This is a genomic window from Fodinisporobacter ferrooxydans (assembly GCF_022818495.1).
In the GTDB taxonomy this organism is placed as follows: domain Bacteria; phylum Bacillota; class Bacilli; order Tumebacillales; family MYW30-H2; genus Fodinisporobacter; species Fodinisporobacter ferrooxydans.
The window spans coordinates 1,733,026-1,746,663 of record NZ_CP089291.1 but is presented as its reverse complement, the minus strand read 5'-3'; the positions used below and the strand labels follow the sequence as shown (position 1 = coordinate 1,746,663).

Below are 13,638 nucleotides of genomic sequence, written 5' to 3'. Positions count from 1 at the left end.
ATACGAATCTCTTCGTAATTTTATCCATATCAAAATTCGATGTTTTTGCATTCACTATAATGAAATCTAGTAAAAGGAGGAATTCAGAATGAGTGACCATCACCATCATCATGAGCACAACAATCATGAGCACAACGAACGTTTGCTGAAATACTATCAATTTACCGAATCTTCCAATGTTCTATCACCGATTCCCGCAGCTGAAACACAAATCGCTCAAATCCATTTAAAAAAAATCCGTTCCAATGACCGTGTGCAACTCAAAGCAACGATCGAATGGAATATTAAACCGACCGCTGCAACATTTACATTTACAACGGCCACTTTCTCAATTTGGCGCGACCATATCGGAGTTATAAACGGCGGAACCCTTGTTTGTCAATATTCCGATACAAACAGTGCAACTGCCGTTGGGACATTTCCCATTACAACAACATTCGTTTGCACAGATACGAACGTTCCAAACGGTGCACACAACTATTTCCTGACAGTTTTCGCTGTTGGAAATGCTCCGTCAAACGCAATTGTACAACTCCATTTCGACGGATCAGTTATCGACGAAAACGAGTAACCGCAACGGGTAACTATTCATTCTTTTACATGTTAACAAGAAAACCACCGATGACAAAGGAACTGACTTATGTAATTCCGGTGGTTTTCTTTTTTATTGACTTCTCCGGTCGGCCACTCCATACTGCTCCACACTGTGTGATATTCCTGTTCTTATAGAGGATGTTCAAAAAGTAGTCAAAACTCCACGGCGGATTGCTTTGCCGAATCCCAAAAAGGCTTACTCATGTACCAAACACGTACACTCCGTCGCCTTTTCGTGCTTCGGCTTCGCACTCCTTGTGTCTTACTTAACCACTTTTTGAACACACACTTATAGACCCGTTCGTGAATGTATTTGGCTACGCAATCGATGTCGGAGCTCCAAATGGAGATTGATAATCCTGAACTTGACTTAAAATTTCATGAACCTCTTCTTGGGATAGTTGTCCATAACGAGATACTGCGTCAACAATTTTCGGGAATAGATGAATATCTCCCGCACTGGCAAATCCGCACACTCCATCAAATGACAAGACAAAGCTGACACATGCATCGATAATGGTTTGATCATCAAACGGTTGATACCATGTTGCATAATTCCGTGCTTGATCGACATTCCACGGACCTTTTGCAATGGCTTTGATAACCCGAAGGGCCACATCTTGCCGTTTTGTTTCCTCAAGTAATCTGTCAAAATCCTGACGATATTGATCCATGGAATATAACCGATAATTCAGCGGACACAGAACCGCATCAAACGGAAAGCGTTTTAAAGCTTCAAAATGGGTGGCTGGTGCCAGATGTCCGTGACCTGTGATGCCAATGGATTTCACGATTCCTTCTTCTTTGGCCTCGATTGCCGCTTCCAAAGCTCCGCCTTTTCCCGTGCATTTGTCAAGTTCTGCGAGGTCACCGACCGCGTGCAGTTGAAGAAGATCTACATAATCCACTCGCAACCGTTTCAGCGAGCGGTAGATTTCGTCTTTTGCTTTTTCCTTCGTACGTTCCCCGGTTTTCGTCGCCAAAAAAATTGCATTGCGGAAAGCAGGAGTCATACATGCGCCAATACGCTCTTCGGAACCCCCATAACTTGCAGCAGTATCAAAATGATTAACACCATGATCGATTGCAAATTGAATGGATTCATTTGCTTCTTCTTGTGTAACATCTCCCAGTTTTGCACCGCCAAACATAACAACTGAACCGGGATATTCCAGGCGTCCTAATCGTCGTTGCAGCATACACATTCCTCCATCATTTTACGAGTTTTAGAACTATTCCTTGTTAGTGTATATAAGTTGACTTATACTGTGAAGTAGTGAATTTTTTTATATGTTATTTCATGATTTTTACTAACTAATATTTCATAAGCATATTTCGCAAGCACTAACTAACACTTTTTATGTACGAGTTCAATATGTGGTTAAGTAAGACACAAGGAGTGCGAAGTCAAAGCACGAAAAGAAATGAAAAAATGGGGCGCAAATGGTGTTAAAAGAAGTCAATATCGAATGCGAAACGACTAATCAAACGGATACAAATGCGCCAAATATTGTACAGTAATAAATGTCAAAATCGGAATCCCGAATGTCAGAATCAGAATACCCGCAAATGTTTTTTGCTTTTTTAAAAGTACAATCCCCGCTACCGTTACCGCAATGGCGCAAACAATCATGACTGACCAAAATATTGCAGGCATATGGAATCTCCCTTTTCATCAATAAAATCATCACACTATGTAAAAAAACTTACCCGAATCGAGTAAGTTCATTCATGATTGACATATATGGTGGGCCTAAGTGGACTCGAACCACTGACCTCACGATTATCAGTCGTGCGCTCTAGCCAGCTGAGCTATAGGCCCATCTATATTTACATGGAGCGGGTGATGGGAATCGAACCCACGCTATCAGCTTGGAAGGCTGAAGTTCTACCATTGAACTACACCCGCATAATTGGTGCCGGAGGTGGGACTCGAACCCACAAAATCACGATTTTGAGTCGTGCACGTATGCCAATTCCATCACTCCGGCAATGATGGCTCGAGGCAGATTCGAACTGCCGACCTACGGGTTATGAATCCGTCGCTCTAACCAACTGAGCTATCGAGCCGTTTCTATGGTGGAGGGGGTAGGATTCGAACCTACGAAGCTTCCGCAACGGATTTACAGTCCGCCCCATTTGGCCACTTTGGTACCCCTCCATATCAGATGCCAGAGACCAGATGCCAGAGTGTTTTATTTAGATCAGAGGGCTATAGAAGCACTCTGGTCTCCGGTTTCTGGCTTCCGGACTCTGTTATATGGTGGCTCGGGACGGAATCGAACCGCCGACACGAGGATTTTCAGTCCTCTGCTCTACCGACTGAGCTACCGAGCCGCATATGGCTGGGGATGAAGGATTCGAACCTTCGCGTGACGGAGTCAAAGTCCGTTGCCTTACCGCTTGGCTAATCCCCATTAATTCTATGTATGGGGTGAGTGATGGGAATCGAACCCACGAGTCCCGGAGCCACAATCCGGTGCGTTAACCACTTCGCCACACCCACCACGATATACTATTGGAAAATTGGCGGAGCTGACGGGATTCGAACCCGCGGTCTCCTGCGTGACAGGCAGGCATGTTAGGCCTCTACACCACAGCTCCATTTTTTCAGTTGTCAGAGGAGGAATTCCATATGCCAGAGCAACTCATGGAAGATTAGAAAAACATGCAACACTCTGGTCTCCGGCTTCCGATTTCTGTTATGGTTGCGGGGACAGGACTTGAACCTGCGACCTTCGGGTTATGAGCCCGACGAGCTACCAACTGCTCCACCCCGCGATGTTGATGACCCCAAGGGGATTCGAACCCCTGTTACCGCCGTGAAAGGGCGGTGTCTTAACCGCTTGACCATGGGGCCATTTCGGATATGGCGTGCCCTGAGAGATTCGAACTCCCGACCTTTTGATTCGTAGTCAAACGCTCTATCCAGCTGAGCTAAGGGCACATAATTCTCACGAAATACAATCAAAAAATGGAGGTACCACCCAGATTCGAACTGGGGAATAGAGGTTTTGCAGACCTCTGCCTTACCACTTGGCTATGGTACCCTATCATCCGAATAGTGGTGCGGTCGATGGGACTTGAACCCATACGGTTGCCCACACGCCCCTCAAACGTGCGCGTCTGCCGATTCCGCCACGACCGCAGTAAAAGTATAAAATATTTTAAATGGCGGAGAGAGAGGGATTCGAACCCTCGAGACGGTTTTAGCCGCCTACACGATTTCCAATCGTGCTCCTTCGACCAAACTCGGACATCTCTCCATAAATACTGGAGCGGAAAACGGGACTCGAACCCGCGGCCCTCGCCTTGGCAAGGCGATGCTCTACCACTGAGCTATTTCCGCGCATTGCATAGAGAAAAATTTAATTGCCCTACTGAATCCACACGTTAATAATATCCATATCTGTTGCCTTATGGTGAGCCATGCTGGACTCGAACCAGCGACACCCTGATTAAAAGTCAGGTGCTCTACCAACTGAGCTAATGGCTCGTACTGGTCGGAGTAGCAGGATTTGAACCCGCGACCTCTTGGTCCCAAGCCAAGCGCGCTACCAAACTGCGCTATACTCCGAAAATCTACAGTGCTCGAAGCCGGACTCGAACCGGCACGAGACAACATCCCGACAGATTTTAAGTCTGTTGCGTCTGCCTATTCCGCCACTCGAGCAATTCGTGGAGCCAGCGACAGGAATCGAACCCGCGACCTACTGATTACAAGTCAGTTGCTCTACCTGCTGAGCTACGCTGGCATCTATGGTGGGCGCTGACGGGATCGAACCGCCGACCCCCTGCTTGTAAGGCAGGTGCTCTCCCAGCTGAGCTAAGCGCCCTTACATGGCTCCCCGAGCAGGATTCGAACCTGCGACCCTCCGGTTAACAGCCGGATGCTCTACCGCTGAGCTATCGAGGAATATGACCAAGAATATATCATTTTGTGGTAGTAAAAAGATCTTATACCTAGAATTACTGGAATTAGGTAAATGGTGGAGGTAAGCGGATTCGAACCGCTGACCCCCTGCTTGCAAGGCAGGTGCTCTCCCAACTGAGCTATACCCCCATTTTTATTGCCTGGCAACGTCCTACTCTCCCAGGAGCCTGCGCTCCAAGTACCATCGGCGCTAGAGGGCTTAACGGTCGTGTTCGGGATGGGTACGTGTGTATCCCCTCTGCCATCATCACCAGACATCTGATTCTACTATAAGCTTCGAATTGCTGTGTCATTTCCCATCACTCGCTTCAGTCACGTACCAATACCGTACGCTCCTTCACTCGCTCCGGTCATTCCTTGCACTTCTCGCTTCTAGCGAATCATTTATTGAAACGCTTCGAACTACTGCGTCAGCATCTTTCGTTCCGTCAGTCACGTACCAAATACGTACGCTCCTTCCGTCACTCAAGCGCTTCCTTGTATTTCTCGCTTCTGATTCGACTCCATTCACTCTAAGCTTCGAATTGCTGTGTCATTTCCCATCACTCGCTTCAGTCACGTACCAATACCGTACGCTCCTTCACTCGCTCCGGTCATTCCTTGCACTTCTCGCTTCTAGCGAATCATAAAGAAAGATGTTCTTTCAAAACCAGATGCGAATGCTATCGTATCCTTTGCGCACGTAAACCTTTTTGTTTAGGTTAAGTCCTCGACCGATTAGTATCTGTCAGCTCAATGTGTCGCCACACGTACACTCCAGACCTATCAACCATGTCTTCTTCATGGGGTCTTACCTAGCTTCCTAGTGGGAAATCTCATCTTGAAGCGGGCTTCGCGCTTAGATGCTTTCAGCGCTTATCCCGTCCCGACTTGGCTACTCAGCGATGCAGTTGGCACCACAACTGAGACACCAGCGGTCGGTCCATCCCGGTCCTCTCGTACTAAGGACAGCACTTCTCAAATTTCCTGCGCCCGCGGCAGATAGGGACCGAACTGTCTCACGACGTTCTGAACCCAGCTCGCGTACCGCTTTAATGGGCGAACAGCCCAACCCTTGGGACCGACTTCAGCCCCAGGATGCGATGAGCCGACATCGAGGTGCCAAACCTCCCCGTCGATGTGGACTCTTGGGGGAGATAAGCCTGTTATCCCCGGGGTAGCTTTTATCCGTTGAGCGACGGCCCTTCCACTCGGCACCGCCGGATCACTAAGCCCGACTTTCGTCCCTGCTCGACTTGTAAGTCTCGCAGTCAAGCTCCCTTTTGCCTTTGCACTCGCCGCGCGATTTCCAACCGCGCTGAGGGAACCCTTGGGCGCCTCCGTTACCCTTTGGGAGGCGACCGCCCCAGTCAAACTGCCCACCTGACACTGTCCTCACACCCGCTTCAGGGCGTCGAGTTAGAAGCCGGATACTTCAAGGGTGGTATCCCAAGATTGACTCCACCAAGGCTGGCGCCCTGGCTTCGCAGTCTCCCACCTATCCTGTACATGAAGTACCCAACTTCCATATCAAGCTACAGTCAAGCTCCACGGGGTCTTTCCGTCTAGCCGCGGGTAACCTGCATCTTCACAGGTACTACAATTTCACCGGGTCTCTCGTTGAGACAGCGCCCAAGTCGTTACGCCATTCGTGCGGGTCAGAACTTACCTGACAAGGAATTTCGCTACCTTAGGACCGTTATAGTTACGGCCGCCGTTTACTGGGGCTTCAATTCAGAGCTTCTCCCGCAAGGGATAACCCCTCCTCTTAACCTTCCAGCACCGGGCAGGCGTCAGCCCCTATACATCGCCTTTCGGCTTAGCAGAGACCTGTGTTTTTGCTAAACAGTCGCTTGGGCCTTTTCACTGCGGCTCTCTCAGGCATTCGTAAAGAACACCCTACCAGAGCGCCCCTTCTCCCGAAGTTACGGGGCCATTTTGCCGAGTTCCTTAACGAGAGTTTTCCCGCGCACCTGAGGATTCTCTCCTCGCCTACCTGTGTCGGTTTGCGGTACGGGCACCGGTCCCCTCGCTAGAAGCTTTTCTTGGCAGTGTGAAATCAGGGACTTCGCTACTACAATTTCGCTCGGCATCACAGCTTGGCCGTATGGAAGACGGATTTGCCAATCTCCCAGCCTTGCTGCTTGCACGGCCATCCAACAGGCCGCTCACCCTATCCTCCTGCGTCACTCCATTGCTCAAACGGTGACACGGTGGTACTGGAATTTCCACCAGTTGTCCATCGCCTACGCCTTTCGGCCTCGGCTTAGGTCCCGACTAACCCTGGGAGGACGAGCCTTCCCCAGGAACCCTTAGGCTTTCGGTGGACAGGATTCTCACCTGTCTTTTCGCTACTTATACCGGCATTCTCACTTCTCAGCCATCCACCAGACCTTCCGGTCTGACTTCCACTCGCTGAGAACGCTCCCCTACCACGTGCGCAAAGCGCACATCCATAGCTTCGGTGTCCGGTTTAGCCCCGTTACATTTTCCGCGCAGCGTCACTCGACCAGTGAGCTATTACGCACTCTTTCAATGGTGGCTGCTTCTAAGCCAACATCCTGGTTGTCTGTGCACCGCCACATCGTTTCCCACTTAACCGGAACTTGGGGACCTTAGCTGATGGTCTGGGCTGTTTCCCTTTTGACCACGGATCTTAGCACTCGTAGTCTGACTGCTGGAGATAAGGAAACGGCATTCGGAGTTTGACTGAGTTCGGTAACCTTGGACAGGCCCCTAGCCCAATCAGTGCTCTACCTCCATCCCTCTCGCTCCAACGCTAGCCCTAAAGCTATTTCGGGGAGAACCAGCTATCTCCGAGTTCGATTGGAATTTCTCCCCTACCCCCAGTTCATCCCCTGACTTTTCAACGTCAGTGGGTTCGGGCCTCCATTGCGTTTTACCGCAACTTCACCCTGACCAGGGGTAGATCACCCGGTTTCGGGTCGATGACCGCAAACTGCCGCCCTTTTCAGACGCGCTTTCGCTACGGCTCCAGCTTCTCGCTTTAACCTCGCTTGCGACCATCACTCGCCGGTTCATTCTACAAAAGGCACGCCGTCAGGCTAACCGGGGTCCCCGAAAAGTAATACTTTTTGGGGTGGTATGGCCCTCCGACTGATTGTAGGCACATGGTTTCAGGTTCTGTTTCACTCCCCTCCCGGGGTGCTTTTCACCTTTCCCTCACGGTACTGGTTCACTATCGGTTGCCAGGGTGTATTTAGCCTTAGGAGGTGGTCCTCCCGGATTCCCACGGGATTTCACGTGTCCCGCGGTACTTGGGGTTCGTCTCGAAGTCCATTTGGTTTCAGATACGGGATTGTCACCCTCTGCGATCGGCCGTTCCAGGCCGTTCTCCTACCCAATGGATTGATAACTTCGTATGAGACGCCCCGCAACCCCGCACATGCAAGCATGTGCGGTTTGGGCTATTCCCCGTTCGCTCGCCGCTACTTAGGGAATCACTGTTGTTTTCTTTTCCTCAGGGTACTTAGATGTTTCAGTTCCCCTGGTGTACCTTTCCGACCCTATGGATTCAGATCGGAATCCTGCGGTATGAACCGCAGGGGGTTGCCCCATTCGGAGATCCCCGGATCAACGCTTGCTTACAGCTCCCCGGGGCGTTTCGGCGTTCGCTCCGTCCTTCATCGGCACCTGGCACCTAGGCATCCACCATGCGCCCTTACTAACTTAACCTAGGCGACTCTACCTATCGGCTTCGAATTGCGTTGTCAGATCTTTCGTTCATCGTTCACATAATTCCATTATGCTCACTTCTTCACGAAATCTCTTCCTAGCACTTCTCGCCGCTAGCGAGTCGCAGTTGGGTGCTGCATGAAACATGCATACCAAAAAATCGTTAAGCGCTCGGGTAAAACATTTGATGAAATTGTGTACTGCTTGCGCAGTTACCACGCATTGTATTCATCCTGTATACGATAGAATTCGCTATCCAGTTTTCAAAGAACATCAAGAACAAAGTACATAAAAAAGCCATTCCATATTCACGCTTCCTTGCGGAAGCAGGAAATCCATCTTAATACGCTGCATCCAGCGATGCAACCATCAGATGTTTCCATTTGAGGGAGGTTCCCTCAAAACTAACCAAGTGCAGGGCAATGTTCGTGTAACACAAACATTCTTTTTCGCATCCCCATAAGGGACTTATATCCTTAGAAAGGAGGTGATCCAGCCGCACCTTCCGATACGGCTACCTTGTTACGACTTCACCCCAATCATCGACCCCACCTTCGGCGGCTGGCCCCAAATGGTTACCCCACCGACTTCGGGTGTTGCCAACTCTCGTGGTGTGACGGGCGGTGTGTACAAGGCCCGGGAACGGATTCACCGCGGCATGCTGATCCGCGATTACTAGCAATTCCGGCTTCATGCAGGCGGGTTGCAGCCTGCAATCCGAACTGTGAACGGTTTTCAGGGGTTGGCTCCGCCTTGCGGCTTCGCATCCCGTTGTACCGCCCATTGTAGCACGTGTGTAGCCCAGGTCATAAGGGGCATGATGATTTGACGTCATCCCCGCCTTCCTCCGGCTTGTCGCCGGCAGTCACCTGTGAGTGCCCAACTGAATGCTGGCAACACAGATCAAGGGTTGCGCTCGTTGCGGGACTTAACCCAACATCTCACGACACGAGCTGACGACAACCATGCACCACCTGTCACCGCTGCCCCGAAGGGAAGGTGTATCGCTACACCGGTCAGCGGGATGTCAAGACCTGGTAAGGTTCTTCGCGTTGCTTCGAATTAAACCACATGCTCCACTGCTTGTGCGGGCCCCCGTCAATTCCTTTGAGTTTCAGTCTTGCGACCGTACTCCCCAGGCGGAGTGCTTAATGCGTTAGCTTCGGCACTGGAGGTGGTACCCTCCAACACCTAGCACTCATCGTTTACGGCGTGGACTACCAGGGTATCTAATCCTGTTTGCTCCCCACGCTTTCGCGCCTCAGCGTCAGCAATCGGCCAGTAAGGCGCCTTCGCCACTGGTGTTCCTCCACATCTCTACGCATTTCACCGCTACACGTGGAATTCCCCTTACCTCTCCGACGCTCAAGCACTCCCGTTTCCAAGGCCATCCCAGAGTTGAGCTCTGGACTTTCACCCCAGACGTGAAATGCCGCCTGCGCGCGCTTTACGCCCAGTGATTCCGGACAACGCTTGCCCCCTACGTATTACCGCGGCTGCTGGCACGTAGTTAGCCGGGGCTTCCTCCTCGGATACCGTCAACGCACGGGCATTTCCTCCCGTACGGGTTCGTCTCCGAAGACAGAGTTTTACAACCCGAAGGCCTTCATCACTCACGCGGCGTTGCTCCGTCAGGCTTGCGCCCATTGCGGAAGATTCCCTACTGCTGCCTCCCGTAGGAGTCTGGGCCGTGTCTCAGTCCCAGTGTGGCCGGTCACCCTCTCAGGTCGGCTACGCATCGTCGCCTTGGTGAGCCGTTACCCCACCAACTAGCTAATGCGCCGCGGGCCCATCGAATCGCGGTCCGAACGGACCTTTTCGTCTCCCTTCATGCGAAGGAAGAAACTATCCGGTATTAGCACCCGTTTCCGGGTGTTATCCCAAACGATTCGGCAGGTTGCCCACGTGTTACTCACCCGTCCGCCGCTAACGATGCAAAGCAAGCTTTGCATCGTCCGCGCGACTTGCATGTATTAGGCACGCCGCCAGCGTTCGTCCTGAGCCAGGATCAAACTCTCAAATGAACACTTAATGCTTCAGCACTTCGTGTGAATTTACTCCGCAACCGAAGGTTGTCGGAACTATCTATTCATTACTTGACCCTGTCAGAAACATTGCTGACTAATGACAGGAGTTACATAATAACTCCCTGCACTTGTTTAGTTTTCAAGGAACTTCACCTTCATCTTCTTCCGAAGGCGACTTGATTATGATATCAAACCACAATCGAGATGTCAATCCTTTTTTTGATATCAAATTTCGCAAATCACCATTTGAGAAAAAGAATTCAACGAATCATCAGTAATCAACCACAACCACATCGTGGCGACGAATGCTATATTACCATGCACGATATACAAAAATCAATACATATTTTAAGATAAATTCAAACAAATTTTACTCAATTCTCAAGGATTTAAAAAACACATCATTATTCATCCGGATTTCTTATCAATTCACACGTAATCATGATATAGTTAAGAATAACAGCCTGACTTCCTCTTACATTGATACACAATTATGAAGGTGGTGGTATCTTCATGAATCTGTCACGTTTGCAAGAATCTATACAACTGGCTATACCCTATGTATTCGGAGATGCATGGTTGCATCATGCTAATACCACAATCACAAAATACGAAAAATCTTATAGCATACACCCATACACATTCCAATTAACTGCTTACGGGTATCAACAATACACAGGGTGGCTGATGGTTTTTGAACAAGATCAACCCATTTGGAATCTTATGTTTAATGGCAATGTTTTGGACAGGCCTGAAGTCAATATACAACACACATTGCGTTTTCTTCTCTCTTCTATTCAATTCGCATCGTCCGATCACTCAAGCTTTCGTGGTCCAAGTGAGCATTCGGACGGAAATTTCCGGTACCGCAGTACGCAAATTGGTACAATCGATGATTTTGAGGGACGGGAATGGATCGAAATAGACAAACAAGTGATTTATCGCGGCGCTTATAATGGCGGCTTGATTCGATAAGACATGTTCCGCGCCTGGCCGCATACCTTTTATCAAGGAGAATCTTTATTCTATATAGTAAAGATTCTCTCGTATTTCTTGATGAAAGGATGGTACCATTGGAATCCGGCATTTGGAGTTCATTTTTTCATATTATATTTGAGCTGGGATCTTTTGGAATACTGATCTCAATGCTGGCGGAAGGAATCGGGATACCATTTCCCGGAGATTTTGTAATGGGGTTTTACGGGTTTCTCGCCGCACAAGGAAAATTTCAATTCGTAACGGTATTCCTAGCCGCAAGCCTCGGGTGTTGGCTAGGATCATGGATTGCATTCTTTCTGGGAAAACGTTATGGAATGAAAATTCTTTTTAATTTTGGGCGATATGCATTTATTAAAGATAGCTATATTGTACGGGCCCAAAAATTATCAGAAAAACATGGAATGCTGGTACTAGTCCTTGGCCGCTTTCTCCCAGGCGTACGAACAGTCAGCAGTTACATTGCAGGAATTGGGAATATGGAATGGGCCGAATTCTTCATATATAGTTTATTCGGTTTTTTTCTTTGGTGTTTTTCATGGGTGGGAATCGGTTATTGGATCGGAGAACACTGGCAAGTCATTGCACAAACCATTCAATCACTGTTGCTTTTCATCTTGTTGGCAATCATGATTCTGATTTCTGGATATTTTTTTTGGAAACGCAAGAACTCAAAGTTGTTTTAGCTTTAATGGGGGATTTTTTTGATCAGAAAAATAGAGGTATGCATAGGGAACTTTACTGTTGGAACATCTTCTGTTTTGTCCCAACTGCAAGAGATGTTCCCAAATATCCATTTCACACAATGGAGTTGCCTTGGAAACTGTCACAATTGTTATCATACGCCCTTTGTACTCATTAATGATACCGAGATAATTGAAGGTGCTACACCCGATGAACTTTTGAACAAAATCATAGAACTCATACGAGAATCGCCGTAACAAACTCCCCGTTCATCTGCATATGGTAAGGCAACTGGGCAAGATTGTTTTCCAATATGCAAATGGGGAGTATTACGTGTGCGAAGAGAAAGCAAATCCCTTAACCAGAAACATTCCTACCATCCGCCAAAATTGATTCAACCTGAACTGCAAGTTGATGCCGCAGACACACCGGCCACCTATGTATACGGCCCATCCTGTGCAAATGTAATAGGGCCCTTTTTTCGATCAACTTTTTATACGCAGTTGCCTCCGCCACCGCTTGGAATATTCGATCCTTGTTTTAAAGCATGGTCTGAAACCACATTTTTTTCGTATTTATTACAAGCAATCAGTGGCGTCTATCCACAAGAATCTACTCTCTGTACGGCAGTAAGGGAGCAATACTTTGATGCATCCAGAGATTATGCGGAAGATTTATTCAAACATTGGGGGAGATTTTTACCAAATCAAGTAAAATATTTATGGACAGTTGACGGACCGATTCCTTATATGTATCAGCTTTCCACCACAACCATTTCCTAAGCTTTCTAAAACTTTAAAAGTGCGTGTTCAAAAAGTGGTTAAGTAAGACACAAGGAGTGCGAAGTCGAAGCTCGAAAAGGCGACGGAGTGTACGTGTTTGGTACATGAGTAAGCCTTTTGGGGATTCGGCAAAGCAATCCGCCGGGGAGTTTTGACTACTTTTTGAACATCCTCTAAAAGAGGCTGTCCCAAAAGGGTGACACCGAATGAACCAGTCCCAAAACTAGAACGAGAAACCTCCAAAACCACAATGAAAGTGGGGTTGGAGGCTTGTTCTTTATTTTATATTTTGAAAAAAATGGGGGCTGAAAAATCCAAAATTGACTTTTGGGACAGCCTCATCACGTTCTTTATTCGCCAAAAAATGTCCCGCATATTTACGTTAAGGATACCGGAGTTTGGGTTGAACTTGAAATTTGCGCGCCGATTTTTTTTACAATGTCGCCGCTTTTAAAAACGAAGCAGTTTTTCGAAACGATCAAATCAAGCGCCGCATTCAAACTCACAGGATCCACCGGTTGTTTGGGATTGGGGATCTGGATTCTCACCTTTTGTCCGGATGCAGTCTGGAATATAAGTTCCAGCGTCGTTTTTGTCACCCTGATTTCCTCCTCACATTTTGCAATTTTCGAATACCTGTTTAAGAATTGTTGTGAATGTGTCATTCACCTTTTGCTGCAATTCATACAGAGACGGATGCATTGTTGTCGCTCAGCTTGTTCGTATTAATCCGTTCAACTGCAGCCACCTGATCTGCTTGCAAACTTGCCATTGCTTGTCCAACCGCATACACATCGTCATCTGTTGCTGAAACTTTGATATTATTGTATGTGCGATTCTTGTAAATCGCTTTTCCATCTACAGTAGTCCCAGCAATTATCCGAATCACAAGATGTGTTGTATCAATGTTAGATGCGATCATGATTCCATCCTCCTCTCCGCCACT

Annotated in this window: 9 protein-coding genes, 23 tRNA genes and 3 rRNA genes; 5 read left to right on the top strand and 30 right to left on the bottom strand. The window is 48.3% G+C overall.

The genetic code is table 11. The annotated features are described in order from the left end of the window. Positions 1 to 88 precede the first annotated feature (88 nt). A complete protein-coding gene (locus LSG31_RS08415; RefSeq protein WP_347438867.1) occupies positions 89 to 571 on the top strand; it encodes a hypothetical protein in 483 nt (160 codons plus the stop codon). 340 nt (positions 572 to 911) lie between these two features. On the opposite strand, the gene LSG31_RS08410 is transcribed toward LSG31_RS08415, so the two are convergent. From LSG31_RS08410 to LSG31_RS08275, 28 genes are all read right to left on the bottom strand, one after another. After that, positions 912 to 1,793, bottom strand: coding sequence for an aldo/keto reductase (locus LSG31_RS08410; RefSeq protein WP_347438866.1), 882 nt, complete (start codon positions 1,791 to 1,793; stop codon positions 912 to 914). A 281-nt stretch (positions 1,794 to 2,074) separates the two neighbouring features. Continuing rightward, complete coding sequence (locus LSG31_RS08405; RefSeq protein WP_347438865.1) at positions 2,075 to 2,251, bottom strand: hypothetical protein; 177 nt, start codon at positions 2,249 to 2,251, stop codon at positions 2,075 to 2,077. 88 nt (positions 2,252 to 2,339) lie between these two features. Beyond that, a tRNA-Ile gene (locus LSG31_RS08400) sits at positions 2,340 to 2,416 on the bottom strand. Between the two features lie 13 nt (positions 2,417 to 2,429). Next, positions 2,430 to 2,503: transfer RNA gene (locus tag LSG31_RS08395), tRNA-Gly, on the bottom strand. Between the two features lie 5 nt (positions 2,504 to 2,508). Continuing rightward, positions 2,509 to 2,585 (bottom strand) — tRNA-Leu (locus LSG31_RS08390). 5 nt (positions 2,586 to 2,590) lie between these two features. After that, a tRNA-Met gene (locus LSG31_RS08385) sits at positions 2,591 to 2,664 on the bottom strand. Between the two features lie 7 nt (positions 2,665 to 2,671). Next, positions 2,672 to 2,755: transfer RNA gene (locus LSG31_RS08380), tRNA-Tyr, on the bottom strand. A gap of 100 nt (positions 2,756 to 2,855) precedes the next feature. Beyond that, positions 2,856 to 2,931: transfer RNA gene (locus tag LSG31_RS08375), tRNA-Phe, on the bottom strand. A gap of 5 nt (positions 2,932 to 2,936) precedes the next feature. Next, positions 2,937 to 3,011 (bottom strand) — tRNA-Gln (locus tag LSG31_RS08370). A gap of 13 nt (positions 3,012 to 3,024) precedes the next feature. After that, a tRNA-His gene (locus tag LSG31_RS08365) sits at positions 3,025 to 3,100 on the bottom strand. Between the two features lie 21 nt (positions 3,101 to 3,121). Beyond that, a tRNA-Asp gene (locus tag LSG31_RS08360) sits at positions 3,122 to 3,198 on the bottom strand. A gap of 101 nt (positions 3,199 to 3,299) precedes the next feature. Next, positions 3,300 to 3,375 (bottom strand) — tRNA-Met (locus tag LSG31_RS08355). Positions 3,376 to 3,382: 7 nt separating this feature from the next. Next, a tRNA-Glu gene (locus LSG31_RS08350) sits at positions 3,383 to 3,454 on the bottom strand. 10 nt (positions 3,455 to 3,464) lie between these two features. Further along, positions 3,465 to 3,541 (bottom strand) — tRNA-Arg (locus LSG31_RS08345). A 28-nt stretch (positions 3,542 to 3,569) separates the two neighbouring features. Then, positions 3,570 to 3,644 (bottom strand) — tRNA-Cys (locus LSG31_RS08340). A 15-nt stretch (positions 3,645 to 3,659) separates the two neighbouring features. Next, positions 3,660 to 3,742: transfer RNA gene (locus tag LSG31_RS08335), tRNA-Leu, on the bottom strand. 24 nt (positions 3,743 to 3,766) lie between these two features. Next, a tRNA-Ser gene (locus tag LSG31_RS08330) sits at positions 3,767 to 3,860 on the bottom strand. A gap of 8 nt (positions 3,861 to 3,868) precedes the next feature. Continuing rightward, positions 3,869 to 3,943 (bottom strand) — tRNA-Gly (locus LSG31_RS08325). Between the two features lie 71 nt (positions 3,944 to 4,014). Further along, positions 4,015 to 4,090, bottom strand: a tRNA-Lys gene (locus LSG31_RS08320). Positions 4,091 to 4,094: 4 nt separating this feature from the next. Continuing rightward, positions 4,095 to 4,171, bottom strand: a tRNA-Pro gene (locus tag LSG31_RS08315). A gap of 11 nt (positions 4,172 to 4,182) precedes the next feature. Then, positions 4,183 to 4,267, bottom strand: a tRNA-Leu gene (locus LSG31_RS08310). 6 nt (positions 4,268 to 4,273) lie between these two features. Next, a tRNA-Thr gene (locus tag LSG31_RS08305) sits at positions 4,274 to 4,349 on the bottom strand. 5 nt (positions 4,350 to 4,354) lie between these two features. After that, positions 4,355 to 4,430, bottom strand: a tRNA-Val gene (locus LSG31_RS08300). A gap of 5 nt (positions 4,431 to 4,435) precedes the next feature. Then, a tRNA-Asn gene (locus LSG31_RS08295) sits at positions 4,436 to 4,510 on the bottom strand. A 71-nt stretch (positions 4,511 to 4,581) separates the two neighbouring features. Continuing rightward, positions 4,582 to 4,657, bottom strand: a tRNA-Ala gene (locus tag LSG31_RS08290). Positions 4,658 to 4,666: 9 nt separating this feature from the next. After that, positions 4,667 to 4,783, bottom strand: a 5S ribosomal RNA gene (rrf, locus tag LSG31_RS08285). Positions 4,784 to 5,225: 442 nt separating this feature from the next. Beyond that, positions 5,226 to 8,203 (bottom strand): 23S ribosomal RNA (locus LSG31_RS08280). A gap of 480 nt (positions 8,204 to 8,683) precedes the next feature. Further along, positions 8,684 to 10,227, bottom strand: a 16S ribosomal RNA gene (locus LSG31_RS08275). The 16S, 23S and 5S rRNA genes sit together here with 23 tRNA genes alongside, the layout of an rRNA operon. 516 nt (positions 10,228 to 10,743) lie before the next feature. Between LSG31_RS08275 and LSG31_RS08270 the strand changes: the two genes are divergently transcribed. The 4 genes from LSG31_RS08270 (at position 10,744) to LSG31_RS08260 (ending at position 12,692) form a co-directional block, all read left to right on the top strand. After that, positions 10,744 to 11,205: a DUF5680 domain-containing protein gene (locus tag LSG31_RS08270; protein WP_347438864.1), complete on the top strand. Its 462-nt coding sequence runs from the start codon at positions 10,744 to 10,746 to the stop codon at positions 11,203 to 11,205. A gap of 98 nt (positions 11,206 to 11,303) precedes the next feature. Then, on the top strand, positions 11,304 to 11,912 hold the full coding sequence (locus tag LSG31_RS08265; RefSeq protein ID WP_347438863.1) for a DedA family protein: 609 nt from the start codon (positions 11,304 to 11,306) through the stop codon (positions 11,910 to 11,912). 18 nt (positions 11,913 to 11,930) lie between these two features. Then, entirely contained in the window at positions 11,931 to 12,167 is a 237-nt protein-coding gene (locus LSG31_RS23305; RefSeq protein ID WP_430734254.1) for a YuzB family protein, read from the top strand. Between the two features lie 78 nt (positions 12,168 to 12,245). After that, positions 12,246 to 12,692 (top strand): hypothetical protein, encoded by a 447-nt coding sequence (locus LSG31_RS08260; RefSeq protein ID WP_347438862.1) that lies wholly within the window; start codon positions 12,246 to 12,248, stop codon positions 12,690 to 12,692. A gap of 377 nt (positions 12,693 to 13,069) precedes the next feature. On the opposite strand, the gene LSG31_RS08255 is transcribed toward LSG31_RS08260, so the two are convergent. Beyond that, positions 13,070 to 13,291, bottom strand: a complete 222-nt coding sequence (locus tag LSG31_RS08255; protein WP_347438861.1) for a DUF2922 domain-containing protein — start codon at positions 13,289 to 13,291, stop codon at positions 13,070 to 13,072. Positions 13,292 to 13,374: 83 nt separating this feature from the next. Beyond that, positions 13,375 to 13,614: a DUF1659 domain-containing protein gene (locus tag LSG31_RS08250; RefSeq protein WP_347438860.1), complete on the bottom strand. Its 240-nt coding sequence runs from the start codon at positions 13,612 to 13,614 to the stop codon at positions 13,375 to 13,377. Positions 13,615 to 13,638: the final 24 nt, after the last annotated feature.